At 44.1% G+C, this 25,848-nt stretch carries 21 protein-coding genes; 11 read left to right on the forward strand and 10 right to left on the reverse strand.

Annotated features, from left to right (window positions below; all coding sequences use genetic code 11):
* Window positions 1-4: 4 nt before the first annotated feature.
* Window positions 5-2,422: a tetratricopeptide repeat-containing diguanylate cyclase gene (locus tag G496_RS0115460; RefSeq protein ID WP_027180058.1), complete on the reverse strand. Its 2,418-nt coding sequence runs from the start codon at window positions 2,420-2,422 to the stop codon at window positions 5-7.
* Window positions 2,423-2,562: 140 nt separating this feature from the next.
* Here G496_RS0115460 and panC point away from each other — a divergent pair, with 140 nt between their 5' ends.
* The 6 genes from panC to G496_RS0115490 all read left to right on the forward strand — a co-directional run bounded on the left by panC (window position 2,563) and on the right by G496_RS0115490 (window position 8,740).
* Window positions 2,563-3,405 (forward strand): pantoate--beta-alanine ligase, encoded by an 843-nt coding sequence (gene panC / locus G496_RS0115465; protein WP_027180059.1) that lies wholly within the window; start codon window positions 2,563-2,565, stop codon window positions 3,403-3,405.
* Window positions 3,406-3,523: 118 nt separating this feature from the next.
* Window positions 3,524-4,693, forward strand: coding sequence for a methionine adenosyltransferase (gene metK / locus G496_RS0115470; protein ID WP_027180060.1), 1,170 nt, complete (start codon window positions 3,524-3,526; stop codon window positions 4,691-4,693).
* A 135-nt stretch (window positions 4,694-4,828) separates the two neighbouring features.
* Window positions 4,829-5,035, forward strand: coding sequence for a hypothetical protein (locus tag G496_RS0115475; protein ID WP_027180061.1), 207 nt, complete (start codon window positions 4,829-4,831; stop codon window positions 5,033-5,035).
* A 10-nt stretch (window positions 5,036-5,045) separates the two neighbouring features.
* Window positions 5,046-5,666: a phosphatase PAP2 family protein gene (locus G496_RS0115480; protein ID WP_027180062.1), complete on the forward strand. Its 621-nt coding sequence runs from the start codon at window positions 5,046-5,048 to the stop codon at window positions 5,664-5,666.
* A 1-nt stretch (window position 5,667) separates the two neighbouring features.
* A complete protein-coding gene (locus G496_RS0115485; RefSeq protein ID WP_027180063.1) occupies window positions 5,668-7,308 on the forward strand; it encodes an ArnT family glycosyltransferase in 1,641 nt (546 codons plus the stop codon).
* Window positions 7,309-7,525: 217 nt separating this feature from the next.
* On the forward strand, window positions 7,526-8,740 hold the full coding sequence (locus G496_RS0115490; RefSeq protein ID WP_027180064.1) for a response regulator: 1,215 nt from the start codon (window positions 7,526-7,528) through the stop codon (window positions 8,738-8,740).
* A gap of 126 nt (window positions 8,741-8,866) precedes the next feature.
* Here G496_RS0115490 and G496_RS0115495 read toward each other — a convergent pair whose 3' ends face one another.
* Window positions 8,867-10,519 carry an NAD+ synthase gene (locus tag G496_RS0115495; RefSeq protein ID WP_027180065.1) on the reverse strand — a complete coding sequence of 551 codons (1,653 nt, stop codon included), beginning with the start codon at window positions 10,517-10,519 and terminating at the stop codon, window positions 8,867-8,869.
* Between the two features lie 295 nt (window positions 10,520-10,814).
* On the opposite strand from G496_RS0115495, the gene G496_RS20075 reads away from it, so the two are divergent.
* Complete coding sequence (locus G496_RS20075) at window positions 10,815-13,478, forward strand: response regulator (protein WP_084407597.1); 2,664 nt, start codon at window positions 10,815-10,817, stop codon at window positions 13,476-13,478.
* A 107-nt stretch (window positions 13,479-13,585) separates the two neighbouring features.
* Window positions 13,586-13,924, forward strand: a complete 339-nt coding sequence (locus tag G496_RS0115505) for a hypothetical protein (protein ID WP_027180066.1) — start codon at window positions 13,586-13,588, stop codon at window positions 13,922-13,924.
* 15 nt (window positions 13,925-13,939) lie between these two features.
* Here the strand turns inward: G496_RS0115505 and aroC are convergent, their stop codons facing one another.
* The 4 genes from aroC to G496_RS20080 form a co-directional block, all read right to left on the reverse strand.
* Window positions 13,940-14,989 carry a chorismate synthase gene (gene aroC / locus G496_RS0115510; RefSeq protein WP_027180067.1) on the reverse strand — a complete coding sequence of 350 codons (1,050 nt, stop codon included), beginning with the start codon at window positions 14,987-14,989 and terminating at the stop codon, window positions 13,940-13,942.
* Window positions 14,986-15,522: a shikimate kinase AroL gene (gene aroL / locus G496_RS0115515; protein WP_027180068.1), complete on the reverse strand. Its 537-nt coding sequence runs from the start codon at window positions 15,520-15,522 to the stop codon at window positions 14,986-14,988. Before aroL ends, aroC begins: the two co-directional genes overlap by 4 nt.
* Before the next feature lie 458 nt (window positions 15,523-15,980).
* The gene (locus G496_RS0115520; protein WP_027180069.1) at window positions 15,981-16,319 is read right to left on the reverse strand and encodes an STAS domain-containing protein; all 339 of its coding nucleotides are present in this window, start codon (window positions 16,317-16,319) and stop codon (window positions 15,981-15,983) included.
* A 15-nt stretch (window positions 16,320-16,334) separates the two neighbouring features.
* The gene (locus G496_RS20080; RefSeq protein ID WP_245577942.1) at window positions 16,335-16,781 is read right to left on the reverse strand and encodes an ATP-binding protein; all 447 of its coding nucleotides are present in this window, start codon (window positions 16,779-16,781) and stop codon (window positions 16,335-16,337) included.
* A gap of 185 nt (window positions 16,782-16,966) precedes the next feature.
* Here G496_RS20080 and G496_RS0115530 point away from each other — a divergent pair, with 185 nt between their 5' ends.
* Genes G496_RS0115530 through G496_RS0115540 form a run of 3 tightly spaced genes read left to right on the forward strand, consistent with a single transcriptional unit; the run spans window position 16,967 to window position 20,582 of the window.
* Window positions 16,967-19,462 (forward strand): ABC transporter ATP-binding protein/permease, encoded by a 2,496-nt coding sequence (locus G496_RS0115530; protein ID WP_027180070.1) that lies wholly within the window; start codon window positions 16,967-16,969, stop codon window positions 19,460-19,462.
* Window positions 19,463-19,464: 2 nt separating this feature from the next.
* Window positions 19,465-19,962: a cyclic nucleotide-binding domain-containing protein gene (locus G496_RS0115535; RefSeq protein ID WP_027180071.1), complete on the forward strand. Its 498-nt coding sequence runs from the start codon at window positions 19,465-19,467 to the stop codon at window positions 19,960-19,962.
* A 20-nt stretch (window positions 19,963-19,982) separates the two neighbouring features.
* The gene (locus G496_RS0115540; protein ID WP_027180072.1) at window positions 19,983-20,582 is read left to right on the forward strand and encodes a hypothetical protein; all 600 of its coding nucleotides are present in this window, start codon (window positions 19,983-19,985) and stop codon (window positions 20,580-20,582) included.
* Between the two features lie 441 nt (window positions 20,583-21,023).
* Here the strand turns inward: G496_RS0115540 and qrcD are convergent, their stop codons facing one another.
* Genes qrcD through qrcA form a run of 4 tightly spaced genes read right to left on the reverse strand, consistent with a single transcriptional unit; the run spans window position 21,024 to window position 25,693 of the window.
* On the reverse strand, window positions 21,024-22,253 hold the full coding sequence (gene qrcD / locus G496_RS0115545; RefSeq protein WP_027180073.1) for a menaquinone reductase integral membrane subunit QrcD: 1,230 nt from the start codon (window positions 22,251-22,253) through the stop codon (window positions 21,024-21,026).
* An 11-nt stretch (window positions 22,254-22,264) separates the two neighbouring features.
* Window positions 22,265-23,026 (reverse strand): menaquinone reductase iron-sulfur cluster-binding subunit QrcC, encoded by a 762-nt coding sequence (gene qrcC / locus G496_RS0115550; protein ID WP_027180074.1) that lies wholly within the window; start codon window positions 23,024-23,026, stop codon window positions 22,265-22,267.
* Between the two features lie 17 nt (window positions 23,027-23,043).
* Window positions 23,044-25,125 (reverse strand): menaquinone reductase molybdopterin-binding-like subunit QrcB, encoded by a 2,082-nt coding sequence (gene qrcB / locus G496_RS0115555; RefSeq protein WP_027180075.1) that lies wholly within the window; start codon window positions 25,123-25,125, stop codon window positions 23,044-23,046.
* A 13-nt stretch (window positions 25,126-25,138) separates the two neighbouring features.
* Window positions 25,139-25,693, reverse strand: coding sequence for a menaquinone reductase multiheme cytochrome c subunit QrcA (qrcA, locus tag G496_RS0115560; RefSeq protein WP_027180076.1), 555 nt, complete (start codon window positions 25,691-25,693; stop codon window positions 25,139-25,141).
* Window positions 25,694-25,848 lie beyond the last annotated feature (155 nt).

Genomic DNA, 25,848 nt, shown 5'->3' on the forward strand with positions numbered 1-25,848 from the left:
AGGACTACCCTGCCAGTCTCGACAGGACTTCAGCAGCTTCCTCAATTTTTCCCTGAGCCTCAAGGGCGTCAGAAAGAGTTTTCCAATATCTGTTGTTGCCCGGTTTAAGCGCGGAACTCTGTCTTGCAAGAACCTCTGCAACCTGAGGGTCCTCACCATTATCAAGATAAAGTCTGGCCAGAAGATTCATGGACGCGGCATCATTATGGTTGGCATTAAGAGCTAGATGCAGATATTCTCTGGTCTTGTCGGCTTCACCGGCATTATAGGCCAGCCTTGCCAGATGGCGCATTGTAAGAGAATCACCGCCCTTAAGAACTGAAGCCCTCAAATAATATTCCTTTGCTTTTTCAAAATCAGAATCATGCTCAGCAAGAAGTCCGAGCCTGACAAGGCTGAAAACATTGTCAGGATCAAGCTCAAGACACTTTTCGTATGAGCATCTGGCTTTGTCCATTTCGCCAATCATGTGGCAGGCCCAACCGAGATTATAAAGAGCCATAATATTATTCGGAGTGATATCAAGAACCTCCTCAAACATTCTGGCTGCTTGTTCAGGCCGCCCGATCTGGGCATAACATATTCCCAGAGAATTTCTGGCAAGAATGTTATCAGGATCGGCAAGAAGGGCTGCTTTGAACTCCTCTACAGCAGCGTAAATATCACCATCCACATAAAGGCGGTCAGCGGAAATATTTAAAGAAACAGAGTCGAACTGGGCAACTTTAGGCTCTGCAAGCATCATGGCATGATCCAAAGCTTTACGGCAGTTATCCAGAACCTCGCTGCGTGAAAAATTAAGAAAAGGATAACCGGCAACACCGGAAGATAGATCAATTGCAAAATCTTCCGCACATTCCCGGACAAGCCTTAAGGCCAAGCCCATCACATTATCACTTTCAGTTGAGGGAAAGTAATATATGAGGCTGTTTAAACTATAACGACCGCCCGTAACATTTTCGGGGAAGAAAGTTTCTGCTCTGGATGCAACTTTTTGAACCAGCGCATCGTTGAACTTTTGAAAATTTCCGCCCTGCTCTCCGGGACTGCCGGAAAGCCTGAAAACGGCAATGGAAAAAAGATCTTCATTTTGTCTGAGTCTGCTGTAACGGCCGATAAAATCACGATAGCTGTACAGTCCGGTAACCATATCCTTCTGCGGAGATTTTCCGCTTTCAGGACCGGCCTGAGTATCAAAAAAGCTGTTCTTTTCTTCGAGAAGAGTAAGCCTGTCTCCTGAAACAACAGGCCATGCAGGATCGCTCAAATGCAGAATTTCAGCAAAAGCCACATCATTTTGAACCTCAATGAGTACAACTTCAGCTTTATACATTGTCGGGTAGGAACCGGAGATTCTTTCATCTTCGGTAATACGTCCCTGATATCCGGAATGAAATTCAGGAGCCCAGACAAGAAACCGTGAACCTTCACGGGCATCAACACTGTGACCAATGCTTAAAGCCAGCCGTTGCAGCGGCAGAACTTCGAGAACCTTGCCGCCTTTTTTAAGGATATCTGAATAGGCAAAAACCTGATTGCGCCCCATATCCTTAGCGGTGGATACAGCTTTTTCAGCCTTGCGCATTATGATCCGGCTCTGCTCATAAGCGGAGGTTTTAAAATGAGCACCAGATAGGCTCTGAGGATAATTGGCATACCCGACACTGGCAGAAATTTTTATAATATCACCGGTAACATCATCCGAGACCGGAATACTTTCAACAGCTTCCCTGAGACGCTCCGCAAGATCGGCACATGTGCGGGGTCTGCCGTCAGGAAGCATTAAAGCGAATTTATCATCAAGATAGCGGGAGCAGATAACAGGGTGCGGAGCAAGCTCACGAAGTTTTGCAGCCACCCGGCTTATAATTGAATTTCCGAACTGGAACCCATAGCGATCGTTAATCCGCTGAAAATTATCAAGATCGACAAGAATAACCCCAAGAGAACCACTGAAAGTAGGTATGCCGGGGTCTTTACATCCGCCTGGAGCGGGCATAAGGCAGTTTTGTATAAGGTCCAGTTCCTTAACTACCTTTTTAAGAAACTGCTCCCGGGTCAGCAGCCCTGTCAGTGAATCGGTAATCGAAGATTTATATAGCAGCAGTTTTTCCAGAGCGGCTGAAGCCAGAGCCTGAAGATAGAAACCGGTTGATTCCGGTGATTCTATATCCACACCACGGGCGATGAAATACCCGAGCTCTGCGCCTCTTAAAACCAGCGGAAGCATAAGCTCCCTGCTGTCACGAAGGTATTTAGCCTTCAGAGACGAGGAAGTATCACCGGTTGGCTTCGGAAAATACAGACTGTATGATTCATAGGGAAGAAACTCGCTTACAGCGTCTTTAAGGGCATGCTCATAGTATATGAGATCCTGCCTGCTCAGGGTCACATTATCTTCAAAAAGGCTATCCTTGTTCATGGAAAATGTTGTTACCCTGCAACGGCTTTCAATACAAGCTTCTATTTACTATAGACAGCCCGAAATGATAAAGGTAACTAGGCTTCGCCTGTTATCCGGTCCACTAAAACTTAAACAGTATTCCATATTATAGAGCTATCATGGAAATCATAAAAAATCCTGAAGAGTTACAAAAAAGAGCGCTGGAAATACGCGCTCAGGGTAAAACCATAGCACTGGTTCCGACCATGGGCTACTTTCACAATGGACATTTAAGCCTGATGCAAACAGCCAGGCCAAAAGCTGATGTCCTGATCTGCTCCCTTTTTGTTAATCCGACACAGTTCGGTCCGAATGAAGATCTGGAAAGTTATCCTCACGACCTTGACCGGGATGCTGCTCTGGCTGAAAAAAACGGGGTCGACATCCTTTTCGCACCGGACCCGGCAAAAATGTATCATGAAAATCACAGCACCTGGGTTTCCGTTCCAGACCTGACCCAGAATCTCTGCGGAGCATCAAGACCCATACATTTCAGAGGAGTTGCAACGGTTGTAACCAAACTCTTTATGCTGGCCCAGCCTAATGTTGCAGTTTTCGGCCAAAAAGACTGGCAGCAGCTGGCAATGATAAAAAGAATGGTCCGTGACCTTGATATTCCTATTGATATTGTTTCTCAACCTATTGTAAGAGAAGAAAGCGGTCTGGCTCTCAGCTCTCGAAATGTTTACTTGAAAGAAGATGAACTGGCTCAGGCTCCCAATATACGCAAGGGTCTGCTGAGATTGAAACAGCAGGTGGATGACGGCATTGTCGATTGTGAAGTACTCAAGGAAAATTTAAAAGAGTTCTACAACTCGGAAATCCCGCTGGGAACAATTGATTATATTGAGATTGTTCATCCAGACGACATCACTCCGCTTAAAAAAATTAATGGCCCGGCACTCTGTGCTGTTGCTGTTAAATTGATTTCAGCAAGACTTATAGACAATATTCTCGTTTAAATGTAGGGTTCCGACCCTAAACTGCCGGGATTTTCCGGTATGCATAATTACTGAAGGCATCAGATCGGTAAAAAAAAATCAATACCGGTCTTTTTTATCCAATTCAGGAGGAACTTTAATGATCTGCAGCAAAGGCAAGTACTTTTTCACCTCTGAATCAGTAACTGAAGGCCACCCCGATAAAGTGGCCGACCAGATTTCAGATGCTATTCTCGACACCCTGCTTGAGCAGGACCCTAACTCAAGGGTAGCATGCGAAACACTCGTTACCACCGGTATGGCTTTTATTGCCGGTGAAATCAGCACCAGCGGTTATGCCGATCTTCCGGCTATCGTTCGTGATACAATCCGCGAAATCGGATATGTAAATTCTGATATGGGCTTTGACGCTGACACATGCGCAGTGCTCTCTTCCATCGACAAACAGTCCGTCGACATTGCTCAGGGTGTAGACCGTGAGTCCCCTGAGAGTCAGGGTGCCGGAGACCAGGGAATGATGTTCGGTTTTGCATGCAATGAAACCGACACTCTCATGCCTGCTCCTATTTACTGGTCCCACAAACTTTCCCGCAGATTGACAGAAGTCCGCAAAAACGGAGTTCTCAATTTCCTGCGTCCCGACGGAAAAACAGAAGTTTCTTTCGAATACTTTGATGGCAAGCCGGTTCGTATTGCAGATGTCGTTATCGCTGCACAGCATGACGAAGAAATCGGTCATCAGGACCTTTATGATGCAATCAAGAAAGAAGTTGTTCTGGCAACTCTGCCGGCAGAAATGATTGATGATAAGACCAAAATATACATCAATACCACCGGACGTTTTGTTATCGGCGGCCCAATGGGTGACTGCGGACTGACCGGACGTAAAATCATTCAGGATACATACGGTGGAATGGGTAACCACGGTGGTGGTGCTTTCTCCGGTAAGGACCCGTCCAAAGTTGACCGCTCCGGTGCCTACATGACCCGCTACATTGCAAAAAATATTGTTGCAGCCGGTCTTGCTGAACGCGCTGAAGTTCAGGTTGCATACGCGATCGGTGTTGCTGAACCTGTTTCAGTTCTGGCAACTTCACACGGCACTGGACAGGTTGATGATGAAACCCTGACCAAAGCTGTTAAAGAAGTATTCGATATGCGTCCCTGGTACATTTCTGAAAGACTTGATCTTAGACGCCCCATCTACAAGCCTTCCGCATGTTACGGCCATTTCGGACGCAACAACCCGGACTTTACATGGGAAAAGACAGATGCTGTAGACGATCTCAGAACCGCCTGCAAAATCTAATTGATTTAAGTGCACAGATAATCCCCGGCAGATTTTGTCTGCCGGGGATTTTTTTTGAAATTCTGACAAAAAACTGACAGCAATCATTACAACAATAAACTTGAATACCTTCGAACGGGCGTGTAAACCCAGCCCATGAGCGATAATAAAGACGACAAACCATATATGATGGAAGACGGAACTCTGGTTATCCCGTTTGCCTGTCCTGACCACAGCTACAAATACTGGAAAAAGGAAGGAAGAAAAATCTCGGAGATACTAACCGAGCTTAATGTGGATAAAGATCTCTGGAAAAAGTATACAACTGACCACTACCCGGAAGAAGAGAAGAAAGAGGAGTAACCTGAGACTTATGTATTCTTTTTTCAGACGTTATCCTGAAGCGCTCCATTGGATATTTGCTTCAGCTCCGCTTCTGCTTGTTCTGCTAATCTGCTTTTTTTCATTCGGATCAGAAAATGAACTTATTTCCTTTTGCAGGATGCACAGCGCAGCTCATCCTGACCTTAAAAATTTCGCAGGACTGGTAACCAATTGGGGTAATGCTGTATTCTACCCTGTTTATCTGTACTTTTTAATTTCAGGAATCAGGCAGAAAAAGAAATCACGCATTAAGTTCGCGCTGGTATTCCTGATAGTACAGCTTGTTGTAAGCCTGCTGCTGGTTCGCATTACCAAAATAGCCATAGGCAAACCACGCCCCTATGAAGGCGGGTTGTTCGAGCCTATGACCCATAAGGGTGCCTACCATTCCATGCCTTCCGGGCATACCAGTGAAATATACGGAGCCAGCATGCCTCTGGTTTTCCGCTACCGGGCATTCCTGCTGACCGCAGCCCTTGGAATTTTTGCCGCTCTTGTCGCTTTAAGCAGGATATACCTGACAAGGCACTACCCGAGTGATGTCTTCTGCGGCTGGATAATGGGTAGTTTTGCCGGATTTTCAATTCATCTACTGACTAAAGAGGATTAATATGCGCAATGATTCTGCTTCCGGGATATGGAATATTCTGGAACGCCATCCGTGGATAACTCTATTTATAATTATGGCCGTCCAATCCATGTTCGCACTGGATTACCGCGCCTTGTGGTTTTCTGATGAAGTAAGACATGCCGATGTCTACCATCAGATGATAAATGCCGGGCACTGGATTGTCCTGCATCTCAACGGAGTTCCATACCCTGATAAACCACCAGTATATTTCTGGTTCTTATATCTGCTTGATTCAATAGTACCGATAGGCGAGCCGGGACTCTTTTTTCTGGGATCGGCTATCTCCGCTCTGATTTTCCTGTTCTCCACAGTAGCTCTTGCCAAAACACTTGGATTTAACCGGAAAACAACATTCGCAAGCGGGATGGTTCTCGTCACAAATATCTTTTTTGTCGGGATAGCCCATTATTCCAGAATGGATCTCATGTTTTCCAGCATGATTATCTGGGCTAATATCTGCTTTTTTAAAAGCTTTGAAACCGAGAACAACCGTAAATGGATAATCAGCGCCTTCATCATCATGGGTGTGGCAACGCTTACCAAAGGACCACTGGGACTGATATTTCCTCTCCTCACTTCCTTTGTGTACCTGATCTGGAAAGGCCGGATAAGCGCTTTAAAAAACAAAGCTTTTCTAAAAGGCCTGCTGATTCTTATAGCAATTTTGCTTGTCTGGATAATCGGGGCCGTTATAACTGACGGTACAGCCTTCATTCATAACATTTTCTATAAGCAGATTTACGAACGTGCTGTAAGCTCATTCCACCATGAAGAACCGTGGCAGTATTATTTTATCGCCCTGCCACTGGCATGGCTGCCCTGGACCATGGCAATATTCTCAGTGCCGCTGCACAGACTTCTGAGCATAGGACACTGGTATGATATACTGAAATCACGTAAAAATTCCGCAACAAACGGACGTGACTGGGCATGGATCATGCTGATCAGCGGTTTCATCCTGCTCAGCTGCCTCAGCATCAAAGTTCTTATCTACATAATGCCTCTTTTCGCGCCTCTTTCAATACTGACTGCCCGGGGATTGATGGAAGATGAAAACGGTAAAACAGGAATAAACAGCAGACGAATCTGGGTCTGCGTGGGTTGTATATACTTACTGCTCGCCGTAGCAGCACCCTTTGCAGAAATATTCCTGCCTTTCAAAACCCATATCAAAGGTCTCGGATTCACAACCCTTATTCTCGGTGTCGGCGGAGTCTTAATGCTGCGCTGCAGAAACAAAGGGGTCAGAACCGGTCTTCTTATTATGGCCCTGACAATGACCGTCTGGATTCAACCACTGGCCAAAATAACTCTGCCATCAATGGATAACCTGATGAGCCCCAAACAGACTGGAGAAATCATCAGGGAATACCACGAAAAAGGATACTATCCACTGGCTCACAAAATGTATTCCGGCATCTTTTCATATTACGCCGGAACAAATATCAAAGAAATAAGTGACTATCAGAAAATAGACGATATCCTTAACAATAAAGAAAAAGTAATTCTGGTTATGCAGAAAAAATATTATGACAGATGGAAGGACAAACCTGCCGGAATAAAGGTCATCCATGAACAGTTTATATCCGACAGACCATACGTTCTTATTGTCAAAGAATAGCTGTTATTAAATTCCAGACCCTAAGCCTGAAACTGAAGTTATCTCAGTTTCAGGCTTTTTTATTACGATTTCACATTCACAGATAATTCAGCATTTCCAAAAGCAGATGCCCGTGGTATTATAAAACAAATCCAATCCGGCAGTTCTATAACAGTTGCGATGTAGGGATAAGATTTATGAAATTGTTTATCCTATTAATTTCAATCGGGTAGAGCAGATGACTGACATAAAAAAGATTCTCTTTATTGATGATGAAGTTGACCAGTTGAAATCAATGCGTGTTCTGCTGCACAGGAAGAGAAAGGAATGGGAAACTCATTTTATTTCAGATGGAAATGAAGCCTTAGAGCTTCTCAACAAAGAAAAATTCGATATGGTTGTAACCGACCTGCGAATGCCTGAAGTTACCGGATATGAAGTCCTGTCCCAGATAAAAAAAATTCAGCCCGGTGCTATTCGTTTTGTCCTCTCAGGATACTCCGACCCCAACCAGATATTAAGAGCGGCTAAAGATGCTCACCAGTTTTTAAGCAAACCATGCTCACCGGAACATCTCACAGAATCAATTGAACGAAGTCTTAAATTACAAAAAATTATTTTAAATGAAAATGTTGCGCATGCAATAGCCTCGCTTGACGAGCTTCCTACTCTGCCGGAACTATACATTCAGCTTGAAAAAGAATTGAAGTGTGAAGATGCCTCGGTAAACAGAATCGGAGAGCTGATCGGCAGCGACCCGGCAATGACCGCAAGCATCATGAAAATAGTTAACTCATCTTTTTTCGGTATATACAGTAAAGTTTCGTCTCCGGTAAAAGCGGTGACTCTCCTTGGGCTGAACACCATCAAAGGTCTGGTTCTTGGGGTTCATCTCTTCGGCAGGGTTGAAGATGTTCACAAGGATTTTTCAATTCAACTGCTTGGTGAGCACTGCCAGTTCACAGCTCTGCTGGCGCGGGAAATAGTAAATATGGAAGAAGGCGGACGAGAAATGGCTGAACAGGCTTTTCTCGCCGGATTCCTGCATGATCTGGGTAAACTCATCCTGTTTGCGGCATTCCCGGAAAAATATGAAAAAGTTCTGAACTTATTAAATCACGAACAGATTTCCACCTGTGACGCTGAATCACAGATTATGGGCTTCAGCCATGCTGAAGTTGGAGCCTATCTTCTGGCATTATGGGGATTTGATGTTCCGGTTGTTGAAGCTGTGTACAGCCACCATGATCCATCCCGGCTCATGAGCTTTGAATTCTCACCCGGAGTCGCTGTGCATATTGCAAACTCTTTTGAGCATGAACTGAGAACCAAGCACCAAGATTACAATCCCCACCTACTGGCCGCCCAATGGCTGGAAGAGGGAGAATATGCGATAAAACTACCGCGTATGCTTGAAAAATGCGCCGCAAAAATTGATCAGGACTCGGAATAGATAACTTTTAACAAGTTGATTTATTTTATTAATGTTCAAATTTTAATTTTAGTAGAGCTAAAAAAAAGAGCCCATCCTTTTTTTAAAAAGGATGGGCAGATAATTTATAATATTGCGAACTAAATTCTATCCCCTGAAGCGGCAGGCTATCGGCATTCTCCAGCCTGTTCCGAATGCTCTGGAAGTAATTTTCAATCCCGGTGCAGCCTGTTTACGCTTGAATTCCGAAAATTTAACAAGCCTCAAAACCTTGGCAACAACTTCAGGATCAAAACCTGTTTCAGCGATGATCTCATCTTCAGACCTGTAATATTCAATTCTCAATTCCAGTATTCTATCAAGTATATCGTAGGGCGGCAGCGAATCTTCATCTTTCTGATCAGGACGAAGTTCGGCAGATGGCGGCTTTGAAATTACTGACGGTGGAATTATTTCTCCACGTCCAAGGGTATTAAGCCAGCGGCAGACATCAAAAACAATGGACTTAAAAAGATCGGAAATAACAGCAAGCCCTCCTGCCATATCTCCATAGATAGTACAGTATCCGACAGCCAGCTCACTTTTGTTACCGGTTGTCAGCAGCAAGGCTCCAAGTTTATTGGAAACTGCCATCACGATATTTCCCCTGATTCTGGACTGAATATTTTCCTCGGCTACATTAGGCGGCAGTCCCTTGAAGACTGGTTCAAGAGCCTGTTCAAATCCGTCCATAAGGCTGTTTATAGCTATTGTATGGGTTTTGATGCCGAGATTTGCAGCCAGTGCCAGAGAATCATCAACACTGCCTTTGCTTGAATAAGGGGAAGGCATCAGAATACCAAGTACGTTTTCAGCACCCAGAGCTTCTACCGCTACAGCAGCAGTAAGCGAAGAATCTATTCCGCCTGAAAGCCCAATGACCGCATTAGTGAACCCTGTTTTGGCCATATAATCGCGAACACCGCAGACCATAGCCCGCCATGCTTCAGATTCTTTGGAAAAATCATCTTCTTCTATGCGCCCTTCGGACATTTTATCGGTATCAATTATAAGAATATCTTCTTTAAAACCGTAAGCCCTTGCAGCTAGTTGTCCGTCCTTACCAAAAACGCAGCTCCTCCCGTCAAAAACCAGATCATCGTTTCCACCGACCTGATTGGCATAGCAGACAGGAACACTGTATTTTCCCGCAATATCGCCCAGCAGTGCTTCGCGCTCCTTCTGTTTGCCGATATTAAAAGGAGAGGCGGAAAGGTTAACTATAATTTCCGCTCCGGCTTCAACCAAAATGGAAACAGGATTGCCGGAATAGCGTTTATTTCCTTTAATATCACGATCGTTCCAGACATCCTCACATATAGTTATTCCGACACTGGTACCATCGGTTTCAAAAATATTTACATCTTTGGATGGCTCAAAATATCTCTGCTCGTCAAAAACATCATAGGTTGGCAAAAGCCATTTGTAATATGCCCTGCCCTTTTCACCTTTTTTAACAACCCATGCAGTGTTTTTCAGCGGGTTGCCGTCACAGTTATTGTTACGGTCCACCCCCCCTACAATAAGGGTCACTCCATCAGGAAGAGCCGAGGAGAGTTTATCCACTGCACCTCTGCATTTTTCAACAAAAGAGGAGTTCAGCAGTAAATCACGCGGCGGATATCCGGTAACTGCCAGTTCCGAGGCCACACACAACTGTGCTCCATCCGCTGCCGCCTTATTAATAGCGGAAACCAGCCTATCAAAATTGCCTTCAACATCTCCGACAGTAAAATTCAACTGCAAAAGGGCTATCTTCATTCTTTTTCGATACCGTCCTTATTCATTTATGGAAGTCGTTTATTAACCTTTGAAAAAATCTTTGTCCAACCCGTACCTCCCGTAAAAGCAGGATTTAAAATCAGTTTCCTTGCATAGGTGATTACAGAGTGTTATTATCGCTAAAGTTGAAAATTTATCTAACCGACCTTTTGAATACAGGTATTAAAATTTGAAATTTCTCCAAAGAGGAAAAATACAAAACAGGATTACTTTTATAATCCTGATAATTTCTGCTGTAACGTTCATCGTATCAGCTGCTTATGACTATACAATTATGAGCAGAAATATGCTTGATGAGCTGAACAACAAGGCAGATACGCTGATTGAAAGACTCTCGGAATCCTTGATTACTCCTCTATGGAATGTTGATCAGGCCGCACTGAACAGAATTATTATCTCCGAAATGGAGGATAAAAGAATTCAGGCTATTCTGGTTACGGAAGATAACAATCACAACATCTTTGCCGGAAAAGTCAGAAATTCCGAAGCCGAGATTGAAGATTTCAAACGCTGGCCTTCCGGCGATCTTATAACAAGAAAATCTGTAATAACAGTGCTTAGGCAACCTATTGGCTCTGTAGAAGTCTTTTTAACCAAAAAATATATCCAGCAGGAATTGCTAAACTCCCTGTTTAAATCACTTCTGCGCACCATGATTATGGTTGTTCTGCTTATGGTGAGCATATTCATCACCCTGCGTAAAATTCTGCTCGTTCCTATGATGCAGCTCTCAAGGACTGCGGAAATTATATCAAAGGAAAAAGACTACAGTGTCAGGATGAAGGAATACCATTCAGGAGAAATGGGTAAATTTATTCGCAATTTCAATAACATGCTTGAGCAGATTCAAGATCAGGACAGTAAACTTAAAGAATATTCGAAACAACTGCAGCAAAAAGTACAGCAAAGTAATGAACACCTTGAAAACAGCTATAAAGAGCTGAAAATAACCAACGAAAAACTTAAACAGGCCAGAGATACGGCCGAAACAGCATCAAGATCGAAAAGTGAATTTCTGGCTAACGTCAGCCACGAAATCCGTACTCCCATGAATGCCATTATCGGCATGACTGATCAGGTTTTGACCACAGAACTGACCCACAGGCAACGCGCCAACCTTAAAGTTGTACAGAATTCAGGGCGAACACTGCTCCATTTGATAAACGACATACTCGATTTTTCAAAAATTGAAGCAGGAAAAATGGAGCTTGAAGAGGTAAATTTCGATCTTTATCAGATGATAAATGATGTCTCTGATCTTTTCGTAGATCAGATGAATACCTCAAAAACAGAACTGATTATTGATATTTCACCCGAAGTTCCCAAAAGAATTATCGCTGACCCCCTGCGCTTAAGACAGGTGATAGTGAACCTCACGGCCAATGCGGTAAAATTCACTAACGAGGGTGAAATAACCATCGGTATTTCCGTTGAACGCAGTCAGCCCAGAAGTGTCGAGCTGCTCTTTTCCATCAAGGATACCGGTATAGGTATCCCTAAAGAAGCACAGGAAAATCTTTTCAAAGCATTTACTCAGGCTGATGGGTCGACAACCAGAAAATATGGCGGAACAGGTCTCGGACTTACAATTTCTAAAAAAATTGTAAATCTCATGAATGGCCAGATTTGGGTCAAAAGTACACAGGGAGTCGGAAGTACTTTCTTCTTCACCGGTGAATTCATGCGCGCACCGGAAGCCAGTGTCTCCAATTATCAACTCCCGGATTCCCTGAAAGATTCAACGGCTCTTATTATTGAGGACAACATCGGGGCGCGAAACGTTGTAAAAAGATATCTGGAACAGTTTGGAATAAAATCTGAAGCAACTTCCTCGGCAGAACAGGGTATCGAATTAATAGATAAAAAGTCAGAAAGTGAACCTTATAAATTTGTTATTATGGACCTGAGCCTGCCCGGCATGAGCGGGGCTGACGCTTCAAAAATGATTAGAGAATCATATTCGTCAGCAACTCTGCCTATAATACTGATCACCGCAACGGAGCTTGGTGAAGCAATCTCCAAAGCAAGCCGCAGCGGCATCAATAAAATTCTGACCAAACCTTTACGTCAGTCTATTCTTTTTGACGTAATCATGGATATTTTCGGCCACGGTGAACAAAAAGAACCCCAGAAAGAAAAGGCCGTGGAGATTCCCGAAGAATTCTCCGGCTATAAAGCTCTTCTTGTTGAGGATAATCCTGTAAACAGGCAGGTCGCCATTCAGATTCTTGAAAGCTCGGGACTTGAAATTGAAACATCTGAAAACGGACTACAGGCCCTATCAAGGATTCGTGAATCAGACTTTGACATTGTGCTTATGGATATCCAGATGCCTGAGATGGACGGATATGAAGCTACGAAGATGATCCGCACCCAGCTCGGATTGAAAGATCTGCCCATAATTGCAATGACAGCCCATGCCATGCGCGGCGACCGTGATAAGTGCCTTTCAGCCGGTATGAATGATTACATCCCCAAACCGATAGACCGGGAAACACTTTTTAATTCTATCCGCTACTATCTCAAGGGCAAAGAATCATCCCGCTCACGCAAAATGGCCACAGCGGAAAAGGCAGATGATGAACTTTCAAAATACACGGAAATAGCAGTCCATGAAGCTCTAAACCGTATCGGCGGAAATATGAGTACTCTGATAACAATTATGATGAGTTTTCTGGACTACAATAAAGATTTTGCCCCAAAAATGGAAGAAATGCTTGATCAGGGCAGGCTCGATGAAGCCGGTGATTTTGCACACACTTTAAAAGGATCAGCTGCGAACCTTTCAGCATTTAAACTTAGTGCCGCAGCCAAAAGACTTGAAAAAGCCTGCAAGGAAAGAAATAAGATTGAAGCTGAAGAAGCCTTTCAGGAGACTGTAAGAAGATTCGAAAAATACAGTATTGATGCCATGAAGTTGAAAGAGGACCAATCCTGAACAGAATGCTTGAAATTTCCGGTACTTTGATGCAACTAACAAATATCAATTCGAGAGCATAAATACATTCACCGACCGTAAGGTCATCAGGAACAAGGGATTCATGCATGGCATTAATATTTGGTAATCCATCGCGCAAGGGACGCACTAATATCGAAGAAGCAAAAAAAGATCAGCGCCTCGAAATGGCCCGCAATCTTTACCTTGGCGGAAAAATAAATATCGTTACAACACAGGAAATTCCTAATCGTCAGGTTGCAGGAACCTTCGGACTGATCGTATGCCGCAGCTACAATTTTGATAATGCCTTCTACGGGCTGATTGCACAGGCAATGGATGCCAATGCGGATGCTATCTTAAGCTACCGTGAAAACGTTGCATTCCATCCTGAAGGCGATAAATATTATTCCTGCTACGGCACCGCTGTAAGAATGAAGAAAAAATAAATTGTGTAAAGCGGACTACATCCTGCGTTGAAGTAAAACAAAGTCCGCAAGACTCAGCATCGCCATAGCTTTCAGAACAGGAACAATTCTCGGAATGGCACAGATATCGTGACGGCCTCCGATACTTATAGCCACTTCCCTGCCGTTCTTATCAACTGTCTGCTGCTCTTTTGCTATGGACGGTATGGGTTTTACATGGGCTCTGACTATAATCTGCTGCCCGCTGGAGATTCCACCAAGAATGCCTCCGGCATTATTTGATTTGAATCCGCCCTGTTGCATAAAATCATTATTAGTACTTCCAGTCGCTGCTGAAGCGGCAAATCCTGAGCCTATTTCAACACCTTTTACGGCACCGACACCCATAAGAGCATAAGCAAGGCGGGCATCCAGTTTATCAAAAACAGGCTCACCAAGACCTGCCGGGACTCCGTTCAGACATATTTCCACGACTCCACCGAGAGTATCGCCATCTGAGCGGACCTTTTTAATCTTTGATTCCCATTCGGGGATAATAGAATCATCAGGACTGAAGAAAGGCCTGTTCACAGCTCCTTCAGCATCAGTAACCTTTGCGTTGATGCCACCGATAGCAACAGTATAAGCCTGACACGAAATCCCTGAAGATTTCAAAAATTCCTGAGCAACAGCTCCACCGACAACGCGTGAAACAGTCTCACGCCCGGAGGAACGCCCGCCACCACGATAATCCCGGACGCCATATTTGGCATCATAAGTAAGGTCAGCGTGTCCGGGACGATAAACATCCATTATTTTGCTGTAATCTTTTGAACGGTGATCTGTATTTTCAATATGGAATCCAATAGGGGTACCGGTTGTGCGGCCTTCAAAAATACCTGAAAGCAATTTTACTTTATCGGCTTCCTTGCGGGCGGTGGCAGCTATTCCCTGCCCCGGTTTGCGCCTGTCCAGTTCAAGCTGGATAATATCTTCAGTCAGAGCTATCCCGGCAGGACATCCGTCAATAACACCGCCAAGTCCGGGACCGTGGGACTCTCCATAAGTTGTCAGGCTGAAAATTTTACCGAATGTATTGCCGCTCATGCCATATCTCCCTTAATTCCAATATTAAACCTTTCAATCAATTCCGAAACGATATCCAGCGGATCCCGCGTTGCATCTATTTTTATAAAAGCCGATTCTTCATATAAATTTCTACGCTGTTCCAGCACATCGCGAACTTCCTCAACAATGCTTTTACCTGTCAGCGATGGACGTTGACCATGTATCGGGTCTGCTTCAAGTCTCTCAGCCAGTACTGAAGACGGGGCTTCAAGATAAACAGTGCTGGATTCAGAAAGTATTTTACGATTTTCAGGGCGCAAAACAATTCCACCCCCGCATGAAACAACCAGCCCTTTACGCCTGCATGTTTCACGCAGCATATTTGATTCAATATCGCGGAAGCGGTCCCAGCCTTCATTTTCCACCAGAGTAGCTATTTCACAACCGCAGAAAGAAACACTCATCACATCGGTATCGGCAAACTCAAGTCCGCTCTCAGCAGCCAGAAGTTTACCTACGGTAGTTTTACCACAGGCTCTGTACCCGATTAAATATATATTTGAATTTAGCATATACCCACTGAAGGAATCCCGAATTTATTGCGGACTTGCTGTAAGCTTTAATCCGCATGCAATTGTTTGCCACAATTGAAACCTTTCAGCATTTTAGCATAAAAAAGCTGAACGGCTCCAGATCATACTAAATAAAATAGTATGAAATAGAATACGATATAATGAAATATGTTTCAGGGAAAATGATTCTAAGTCTGAATCACTTAAAAGAGACGTGAAATGGATTTATCCAATAAACGCAAAGCAGGTAGTGTTGTCAAGTTAAGTGTATTATATAAAATTATCGGGATGCCCTGCTGCATAATAAATTTTCAGAAATTAAAAACAGCCTGTGGCTTTCACCATAGACATCCCGTTCCATCCGCATAAATTGAGCGTATCATAACCAGATCAGGGAACCTGCGGGAGACAGATAACCATAGCTCTGCATCAGCAGCACTTTCCACAAAGACTGATGACTAAAAGGCCTTAAGACACTCATCCTTGGTGTTGTGGATAGGCAAAAATGAGACAAAACCAGACAGATCAAAGACTTCTTTGATATAATCTTTGAGGGAGCACAGCAGCATCTGGCCATCTCCACCCTTCAATTCTCTGGCAGCCTTCAGCAGAACCCTCAGACCGGCACTTGAAATATACTCCAGATTCTCAAAATCCAGAATAATCTTGGATTCGCCACCCTGAATAGATCCAAGAAGCTTTTCCTCAAATTCACCGGAAGTATTGGAATCAAGTCTTCCCTTCAGCTCAAAAACGATAATATCAATATCTTTATTTTCAATCACTTCAAGTCCCATAGGATCCTCCATGAATTATTGTACTGGTATTTTTTTTCTAAGTTTAAGATAATTTCTGCCATTTTCCCAAAAATATTCCACGCTATCCATAAGTTTACGCATGAAATGCACTCCAAGACCGCCTATTTTACGATCCTGACAATCACAATGGATATCTGGTGCGGGGACTTCAAGCGGATTAAATTTCTTTCCGTTGTCCTCAATAATCAGCCGCAGCTCAACCTCATCGTACTCAATTTTAAGATTGAAATAGTGTTCATCAACACCGTTACAACCGTAACTGACCAGATTTGTAAAAAGTTCATCGAGCACAAGATTGATTTCAAAAAGAATTTTCTCCGGCAGGCCGGAAACCTGAGCAAACTCTTCAAGTCTGCAGGCCAGAATGTGTAATTCTGAAATATCGGCCTTCAGCGATAATGACATTCTGGTTTTATCAAAATCCTTGTATAGTTCTTCCACCTTAAACCATATCCTTGTGAAAAGTCCTCAACAGACACCGTATACGGACTATAAAGTCTTAGAAACTCCTTGTCCATGTGTCCACAAAACGGTAATTAACATTTATTCTTAAGGAAATCATTTAAAACGAATTAAAACAGAAAAATAGAACATAAAATATATTTTTTCAGCCAAGGAGTCGGTTAATGATTACAAAGCGGCCGCTTTCATACTGGATCAAAAAAAGTGACCTGAAAATTCAGTTACTCCTCATAGGGATAATACTGATTACAGTTGCCACAAGAGTTATCCCGCTTGAAATGCAGAAAAAGATCATCAACCAGGCTATAAGCATGCGCAAAATGGACCTGCTGCTGATGTATTCAGGCATGTATCTGGCCGCCGTGGTTTCCGCAAGCCTGCTCAAGGGAGTAATAACCCTGCTCCAGACATATCTGGGACAGAAAGCCCTCGCCAGAATGCGTAAAGAACTTTACGCACATATCCTGACCCTGCCTTTGAGCTATTTTCGTAAAGCAAACCCGGGCATGGTCGTTTCTTCACTTGTAACAGAGCTTGCACCGGCAGGAGAATTTGTTGGCCAGTCTATTGCTGTTCCGGTCACTAACATACTTACACTGCTCTCTTTTGCCGGCTACCTGTTTTACCTTAACCCGACAATGGCCGCTATATCAATGGCTCTTTATCCTGTTGTAATAATTCTAATTCCTAGATTGCAAAAGCGCAGCAACCGCGCAAACAAAAAAAGAGTTGATATCACCAGAAACTTGAGCAGCCGTATAAATGAAACAGTTACTGGAATTCATGAAATTCATGGCAATGGTTCTTACAAAATAGAAAACCGTAAATACGGTCAATTCGTCGACGAATTATTCAAGATAAGAATTGTCTGGATTTTATATAAACAGGGCATAAAAGTTTTCAATAATTTCTTCCAGAATCTCGGCCCCTTCCTGCTGTTTTTAGTTGGTGGATATCTGGCAATACAAGGTAAGTTCGATCTTGGTGCTCTCGTGGCTTTTCTTTCGGCCTACGAAAAAATTTACGATCCATGGAAAGAGCTTATGGATTTTTATCAGGTTCATAACGATGCCTCGGTTCGTTACGAACGGGTTATGGAATACTTTGATGATGAACCTGAATTCGAGCTTGAACCTGAAGGCAGGGAGCCTCTTAAGCTTAAAGGTGAAATTAATGTCCAGAACCTCGGCTTTGCAGTAGCCGGAGGAGTAAGGCTTCTCAAACAGATCAATATGCACCTTGATCAGGGAGAACAGCTTGCACTGGTTGGTTTTTCCGGTAGCGGTAAAAGTACTTTGGCACAGTGTATTTCACAGCTTTACAAATATACGGGAGGATCAGTCAAAATTGACGGCTATGAGGTTGCTGATCTTACCAAAGCTGATGTTGTAAACAATACCGGAATAGTCTCCCAGTCTCCGTACATTTTTTCAGGATCATTAAAAGAAAATCTGCTCTATTCCTGTACTGCTGTGCTGGAAGGCGACCCGCAGGCCGAAGAAAAAATGCCCACTCGGGATGCTATGATCGAATCAATTCAACAGGCTGGAATATTTGTTGATGTTCTAAGATTCGGACTTAATACAGTTCTTGATACCGATCAGAATCCTGAACTGGCGGAACGCATAGTCCGCATCAGAAAAAATTTTCACACCGATTACGGGCAACAGCTCGCAGACAGTGTGGAGTTTTATCATGAAGGAGAATATCTGGAATACTCATCAGTAATGGCCAACATTATTTTTGGTAATCCGAATGATGAAAAATATTCTCCTCAAAACATAAGCACCAACCCGGCTTTTCTGGAATTTCTGCGGGGAGCCCAGCTTGAAACACCACTCTTGAGCCTTGGCCGTGAGATAGCAAGACAGACGGTTGATATTCTGGGCAATATGCCGATGGATGAAGTTTTCTTTGAACAAAGCCCGATACCGACAGAAAAATTTGAAGAATATAAGAAGCTTGTAAATCATATTGAAAGGCGTCCGCTACAGGAACTGGAAGCTGAAGACCGAAAAATGCTTATGCGGCTGGCAATGGATTTCATTCCCGGCAAGCATAAAATGGTGGTTCTACCTGATTTACTGCGCAACCTCCTGCTTGACGGGCGCAAACTCTTTTTCGAAAAAGTTCACCGTATGATGCCCAATGCCTTCTCGTTCTTCAGAATGACGGACTATATAAGTTCACAGACTATTCTGGATAATATCCTTTTTGGTAAACCTAAATCAGATCATCCAAAAGTTCAGGATGCTATCAACCAAAGCATGATCCAGCTTCTCATTGAAGAAGATCTCCTTGAAAAGATAGTAGAGATAGGCATGGAATTCGATGTAGGCACCAAGGGGGATAAGCTTTCAGGAGGTCAGCGGCAGAAGCTGGCCATTGCCAGAACCTTCCTCAAGAACCCGCCCATAATGATTATGGATGAGGCAACGTCAGCTCTGGATAACTCCTCACAGAACCGCATTCAGAACCTTCTGGAAACAAAATGGAAGGGTCGGTCAACTTTGATATCAGTAATCCACAGACTTGACACCATTAAGAACTATGACAAGATTGCAGTAATGAAGGCCGGTAAACTTGTTGAAATCGGCCCTTATACTGATCTGATGAATAAAAAGGGAATCCTTTACGAACTCGTACACGGAGCAGATTAGTCATGAGCAATCAAACCAGTGAATATAAGCAGCATCTGGAACTGATCAGGGAAATCAAGTACTTCTCAGCTGTCAGTCTTGAAGCACAGAAGGTTCTTGCATATTTATGTGTAAGGGAAACTTTTCAAAAGGGTGAGACTGTTTTTAAAACTGGAGACATTGACCTTTCAGCCTACCACCTCCTTGACGGACGGCTGGAAATATTTATTGATGAATTAGATGAACCCATAGGGCATTTTAAACAGGGAGACTTTTTCGGAGCTCTGACTCTCTTAGGAGAATCACCACGATTATTCACTCTAAAAGCTGCTGAACAAACAAACTGCATCCGGCTGACCAAAGATAAATTTACCAAGGTCAGAGAACAATTTCCGGAACTCTCGGATAAATTTATGCTTATGACGGTTGAAGACGTTAATACATGGGAAAAACGATTTCTGAAACACATGGTTCCGGAATGCGTAGGATGCCTGTCGACACTGGGCCTTACTTTAATATAGCCAGAGACTTGTGAGGTAATATGAAAAAAATAATCATAATATCTTTTTCTATTTTTATTTTAAGCTGCTCGGCCGCTATGGCTTATAGCGCACCTGAAACAATCGCAGGTGTTTCCCTTGGTAAAAGTTACCATGAACTGAGGTCTGTACTGGATTTGGATTCAATGGACTCTCAGTGGAATGAAGACTATCTCAAAAGAATCGAAATTATGCCTATGCAGGGCTATCGAAGCGGATACGTAGTTGTCGGTAATTGTAAACGTAAAGATGTGGTTCTTAAAATTAAGCTTAATTATAAGGATGACAGCGTTGAATTTTTCAACTCACTCTACACCAAACTTCGCAAGCGTTATGGCAACCCGGTAGACTGGCGGGGCAACCCCTTTGGAACTCTGAAAATTTGGAAGTGGTCACTGAAAGATTCCAAAGGCAATATAAGCCTTATCCTGCATCATTTCAGTGGTGATGACGACAGCACAACACAAGGCAATTGTATTAAACTCTCACGGCCGGAATTTATTAAAGAAGAAAGGCTCTGCTGGGAAAAGGACCACCCGGAACCAACAGACAATATAATCCCCGCTAAAATAAAAGGATTGGATTGGTTCCTTCCATATTAATATAAAAAATGATTTTCACAAAGGAGTCCTCTGAGAATATCGGAGGACTCTTTTGTATACAAAGTCTGAGCTTAAATTTTCATAAGCAATAATTCAGCAATACCAATTCAACTAATTCGCTACGGATTAAACAATATCAAGCTCTGCTGAAATGAAAGAGCTATGACGGGTATACCTACCTTATATTCTACAATTCTCTTACTATTCCCAATTCATATTGTAATTTCATCAAACTGATTTTAATTAGAGCGTATCCGCCATAAATTCAGGCAGCCTGAAAATTACTGAATTTATCTTAGATCATCTGAGCTTAGCCTATTCAGGCTTTGCCAGTCCTAGATTAGCCCTATTTTAACATAGTCATCGAACTCATTTTTAGCTCAACAAAAAAGACCCGCTCCATAAGGAACGGGTCTTTTAAATTCAATTAAACCTATGAGACTACTTATTCAGCTTAACTTCCTGCGGGAATACCGGGAGGTATCTGTAGGCGAGGCTGATAACCAGTGCGCCGTAAGCAACGATCATTCCTGAGGTTGCCCACTCTGCCCAGTTAGGTGCGTAGGTCTGCCATTTATCAAACGGCATAACAGGCACAGCAATAGACTGAACAGTGAATACATACCTGTTGATGGTTATACCTGCGCAATCAAGTATTGCTGCGGTATAAAGCCAGAAAGGTTTGTTTCTGATAGAAGGAGTTATCAGCATGATAGCCGGGAGAACTCCGCAAAGTCCAAGCTCTGTCCAGAGGAGCCATTTTCCGTAGATAGTTCCGTAGAACATCTGATCGAAAGTCATTCCAACGGAAGGGAGATAGCCGACAGCCCATGCCCAGGTATCAATGATCTTGAAGAACATGTACAGGCAGAGCATAGCTCCGGCAATTTTACCCATCAAAGCTTTAACTTTGTAATCAACAAGTTTTCTACCTGTAAGTTTCTCCATGAGAGCGCAGATCAGAACAGTGAAAACAGGTCCTGAACCAACAGCAGAGAGAACAAAGAGGAAGAAAGTCCAGGGCCAGATGAAGAAACCTTCACGGAATGCATACGGGCGTCCGAACATTACACCGTACATACCACCGAGAGAACCCTGATGGAATGTTGAAAGGAAAGTTCCGATTCCGGCAAACAGAGCCATGTTCACATGAAGATTGTGAGCAAGGTGATGCAGGAAAGGAATCTTATTGAGCTGCTTCTGTTCAAGAATCAGCGGAATAAACTCAATAATCAGAACAGTGCAGTAGCATGTAATACAGAAGATAACTTCTGTGAGCATGGAATGCACATTAGGGTGCCAGTAACCGAACCAGGCTCTACCGGGCTGACCGATATCCATGGTCAGAATGAGCATAGCTCCGGAGTAGCAGAGAAAACCGACAATAACTGTCAGGTTGATAATATTTTTAAGTTGATCAATCTTGAGTATGTATTTCAGGAATCCGGTGAAAAATGCACCGGCTCCAAGAGCAATTACTGCAAGGTCGAAGGTAATCCAAAGTCCGAACCCAAAATAGTTATCAAGGCCGGTGACTCCGATTCCATGATAGAATACCTGAAAAGAGGCGTATACACCCCAAAGCAGGAACAGGAGTATGAATCCGCACCAGGCCATAAACTTGGGCAGACCACAACGAGTCACGCCTTCCGGGAAGAGATTTCTGTCCATTTTCCTCTCTCCTAATGCTTTTCTTCAGCCGTATGATGGTCGGCCTGTTTGCGGACCCACTCGCGACGGCTGATGTAGTAAACCTGCGGATCCATACCCAGTTTCTCAAGGAGACGGAAAGCATACTTACTGTGTGCAAGTTCGTGTACCTTGTGTTCCGGGTTGTTTATATCACCGAAAGTAATCGCTCCAGAAGGACAGGATTCAACACAGGCAGGCTGATACCAATCTTCAGGCATCTTCAAAGGATCAACACCTTCCTGACGTGCACGCTGGCGTGCATTCATAAGTCTGGTGTGGCAGAAGTTGCATTTCTCAACAACACCCCTTGGGCGGGTTGAAGTCATCGGAGAAAGAGTCTTGTCCATTCCTTCAGGCCATTTAGGATCGAACCATCCAAAATAACGGGCATGGTAAGGACAGGCAGCCATGCAGTATCTGCAACCTATACAACGAGGATAAATCTGGCTGACAATTCCACCCTCTTCATCTTTTGCAGTAGCAACAACAGGACAAACAGGAACGCATGCAGGATTTTCGCACTGCATACACGGACGGGGAAGATAAGCTACTTCACGATCCGGAAAGTTTTTACCGTTGTTGAGTTCATAAACGAGCATCCATGTGAGGGTTTTAAGCTTGTTGGAGCCATCCTCCATGGGAGCAATATTGTTTTCTGCCTGGCAGGATACCATGCATGCACCGCAACCGGTACATTTATCGATATCCACGCACATGACATATCTGGTCTCAAAATCAATATGATTATGCATGACAAAAATCCCCTGACTTAAATTTTGGCAACGCTGACTTTAGATCCTTTCCAGACAGCCATGCCTGAACCAGGCTCCGTGCTGACAGAAAGTACCTTATTAATATTGTCGCCTTTTCCTTTGGAATAAACATCCCAGGCGGTATGCCCGAGACCAAAGGGAGCGGCAACGACACCAGTCATCACGCCTTCGTTCACATGGACCCTTGCCACACACTCTCCAGCTGCGCCACCGAGCTTGACTTTGCTGCCTTCGGCAACACCGAGTTTTGCTGCAGTTGCACTGTTGAGCTGTACAAAAAAGTCCTTACCCTTCAGCTCTTCTTCAGAAATGGTTACGCAGTTGAGAGGCGGAATCGCCATAGTTGCGGAACCAATATTGAGCTGAACATAGGGAGCCAGTGTGATTTCTCCGCCCTTAGGCATTATGACAGCCTTGGAAAGAGCGGGAGCTGCAAATGTCAGAGAACCATTGAAATCAGCAGAATCAGCAACAAAGGTTTTACCTTCGAGCAGTTCGTCAAAATCGGCTCCTGCTTTCTCAGCCTTGCCCTTAAGCATTTCTTCATAAGAGTCATAACCCAGATCAATACCCAGACCGCTTGAAACATCAAGAAGCACGTCCACTGTCTGCTTGCAGTCAAATGGAGAATTCTCGACAACAGGTCCGCAGGCTGCAAGCATGGCAGCACCTGATCCGTAGGGAGACTGAGCGTCATCAAAACGCTCGAAACTGTGCGGATTGGGAAGGATAAGATCAGCTTTAACAGCGGTTTCATCCATCCAGGTGCTGAAACTTACAAGAAAGGGAACCTTTTCAATTGCGGCGGCTGCGGTTTCAGCCTGAGGCATTGCATAAACAGGGTTGGCTTCATGAACTAACAGAACATCAGGAGCAGCAGTCTTGCCGGAGGCAATCTGCATCAGATATCCTGCAAAATCTCTGGTAGCCATCTCCGCTTTTGTAGGAGCAGATTCAACAGCTTTAGGAAACTCAGAAACAGCAACCATGCCGCCCTTTCTGTTCACGCTTCCAAGCAGCATATTAAGAGCTGCACCGGCTACAACGTCTGCTGTTCCTGCACCCTGACCGGACTCGGAACCGCAGATAACCAGAGGAGCTGAAGAAGTTCTGAGCTGCTTGGCAAGCCCGGCAAGTACAGCCGGTTTTACGCCAATGGCTTTTTCAACTTTATCAGGTGAAAATCTGGAAGCAACCAGAGTTTTGAAATCTTCGAAATCAGAAGCTGGAGCAACGGCTCCCATTTTAAGCAGATGATAAGCGAGTCCGAGACAGAAGATGGCGCCTGAGCCAGCCTGAACCGGAATCCACTTGTCACTTACAGATGCTGTACCATTTACAAATGGTCCGGCATAAACATAAACGGCTTCAACGTCTCCGCCTGTGGGACGTTTTTCAGCAAACACACGCTGGTTGCGTACGGCAGGACCCCATGATTCCATGATATCAGCACCGACCATCAAAACGAAGTCGGAGTTATCAAGGTCATATCCCGGCTGTCCTTCACCGCCCATCATAGCCCATGCCTGTGATGCAGCCTGAAAATCACCGGGCATCATGTAAGCGTTTTCGCTGCCCATTTCCTGAACGAATGCGCTCAGAGCTTCGGCAGCTGTTCCGGTTTCATCACCACTTACAGAAGCGATTTTTCCGGGTTTTCCTTTCACGGCAGCAAGTTTGTCTGAAAATATTTTTTCAGCGTCTTCCCAGGATACGGGAACGAGCTTGTCACCCTCTTTTTTCATAGGGCTTTTCACACGTGAAGGGCTGAAAAGCATCTGGGCTCCACCGGCGCTAAGTGCGTCAATTCCGCCCTTGCTAAGTTCGCTTTCAGGGCTTCCCATAACACCGTATGGTCTGCCTGCGGCTGTTCTTACCTGCAACTGGCAGGGAGAAGCACCGAACTTTGCGATGGAAGGTTTAGTTGAAAGTTCTCCATATTTAAGCTTTGGAATCCAGGACCAGTTCTGGGTCCAGATGGACACGTCATCCAAAGATTTCCAGATAACAGGTGTGAAGAGAGATCCTACAACACCGCCTGCTACAACTTCTATAAATGTTCTTCGATTAATACCCATTGCAGTCCCTCACTTACTTATGGCAGATGTAGCATGCGTTGCTTGTGCCAACTTCAGCGTGACAGCGTTCACACTGCCACATCTTCATGGTCTGCTTGCTGTAGCCACTGATCCTGTTTTCGTAATAAGCCGGCAGCGTGTCGCTATTGCCTAAGTCGGGATGGCAATCGGTACACTCGAAGCCTTCGTGTGCTTTATGGGAAAAGTAAACGTTATCAGGCTGATACTGGTATACAAGCCAGGGAACTTCTTTGTCCTTCTGCAAGTATTCAGTAACAAAAATTTCTTCATCCTTGGTATCACCAAGAACGTCTTCACTGTGACAGTCAGCACATACAGCATTTGAAGGAAGTCCGTTAAATGAACCGTCCTCCGCGTATGTGTGACAGGATTCACAGTCCATACCTTCACCATCGACATGAACCTTGTGGCTGAAATTGAACGGTTGGGCCTTCTGGCTGTAAAGAACCTGCGGGAAAACCCACCAACCAATGATCAGACTCGCAAGGACGCCAATGAAGAAGGGAAGAACGCCTCCACACTGCTTCGATGCTCTTTTCTCCTCCATAACCTCGCCCCACTACTCCTTAAGTTTGTGAAACATAACAACCAATGAATCCCGATTTTTTAATTTACACATACTTTATGTGTCAAGAGAATATGAAAGTTTTCACAAGGGTTTCCATATCTCTTGTGTTGATATCGATCACCATGGGGCCATGG

The organism is Maridesulfovibrio bastinii DSM 16055, assembly GCF_000429985.1.
GTDB classification, from domain to species: Bacteria; Desulfobacterota; Desulfovibrionia; order Desulfovibrionales; family Desulfovibrionaceae; genus Maridesulfovibrio; species Maridesulfovibrio bastinii.

Coding starts and splice junctions, on each gene's coding strand:
- qrcD (WP_027180073.1), bottom strand. CDS start 22,253: ATGGACAGAAATCTCTTCCCGGAAGGCGTGACTCGTTGTGGTCTGCCC.
- G496_RS0115535 (WP_027180071.1), top strand. CDS start 19,465: ATGAGCAATCAAACCAGTGAATATAAGCAGCATCTGGAACTGATCAGG.
- G496_RS20075 (WP_084407597.1), top strand. CDS start 10,815: ATGAGCAGAAATATGCTTGATGAGCTGAACAACAAGGCAGATACGCTG.
- G496_RS0115460 (WP_027180058.1), bottom strand. CDS start 2,422: ATGAACAAGGATAGCCTTTTTGAAGATAATGTGACCCTGAGCAGGCAG.
- G496_RS0115480 (WP_027180062.1), top strand. CDS start 5,046: ATGTATTCTTTTTTCAGACGTTATCCTGAAGCGCTCCATTGGATATTT.
- panC (WP_027180059.1), top strand. CDS start 2,563: ATGGAAATCATAAAAAATCCTGAAGAGTTACAAAAAAGAGCGCTGGAA.
- G496_RS0115475 (WP_027180061.1), top strand. CDS start 4,829: ATGAGCGATAATAAAGACGACAAACCATATATGATGGAAGACGGAACT.
- G496_RS0115495 (WP_027180065.1), bottom strand. CDS start 10,519: ATGAAGATAGCCCTTTTGCAGTTGAATTTTACTGTCGGAGATGTTGAA.
- G496_RS0115485 (WP_027180063.1), top strand. CDS start 5,668: ATGCGCAATGATTCTGCTTCCGGGATATGGAATATTCTGGAACGCCAT.
- metK (WP_027180060.1), top strand. CDS start 3,524: ATGATCTGCAGCAAAGGCAAGTACTTTTTCACCTCTGAATCAGTAACT.
- qrcC (WP_027180074.1), bottom strand. CDS start 23,026: ATGCATAATCATATTGATTTTGAGACCAGATATGTCATGTGCGTGGAT.
- G496_RS0115490 (WP_027180064.1), top strand. CDS start 7,526: ATGACTGACATAAAAAAGATTCTCTTTATTGATGATGAAGTTGACCAG.
- G496_RS0115540 (WP_027180072.1), top strand. CDS start 19,983: ATGAAAAAAATAATCATAATATCTTTTTCTATTTTTATTTTAAGCTGC.
- aroC (WP_027180067.1), bottom strand. CDS start 14,989: ATGAGCGGCAATACATTCGGTAAAATTTTCAGCCTGACAACTTATGGA.
- qrcB (WP_027180075.1), bottom strand. CDS start 25,125: ATGGGTATTAATCGAAGAACATTTATAGAAGTTGTAGCAGGCGGTGTT.
- G496_RS0115520 (WP_027180069.1), bottom strand. CDS start 16,319: ATGGGACTTGAAGTGATTGAAAATAAAGATATTGATATTATCGTTTTT.
- qrcA (WP_027180076.1), bottom strand. CDS start 25,693: ATGGAGGAGAAAAGAGCATCGAAGCAGTGTGGAGGCGTTCTTCCCTTC.
- aroL (WP_027180068.1), bottom strand. CDS start 15,522: ATGCTAAATTCAAATATATATTTAATCGGGTACAGAGCCTGTGGTAAA.
- G496_RS0115530 (WP_027180070.1), top strand. CDS start 16,967: ATGATTACAAAGCGGCCGCTTTCATACTGGATCAAAAAAAGTGACCTG.
- G496_RS0115505 (WP_027180066.1), top strand. CDS start 13,586: ATGGCATTAATATTTGGTAATCCATCGCGCAAGGGACGCACTAATATC.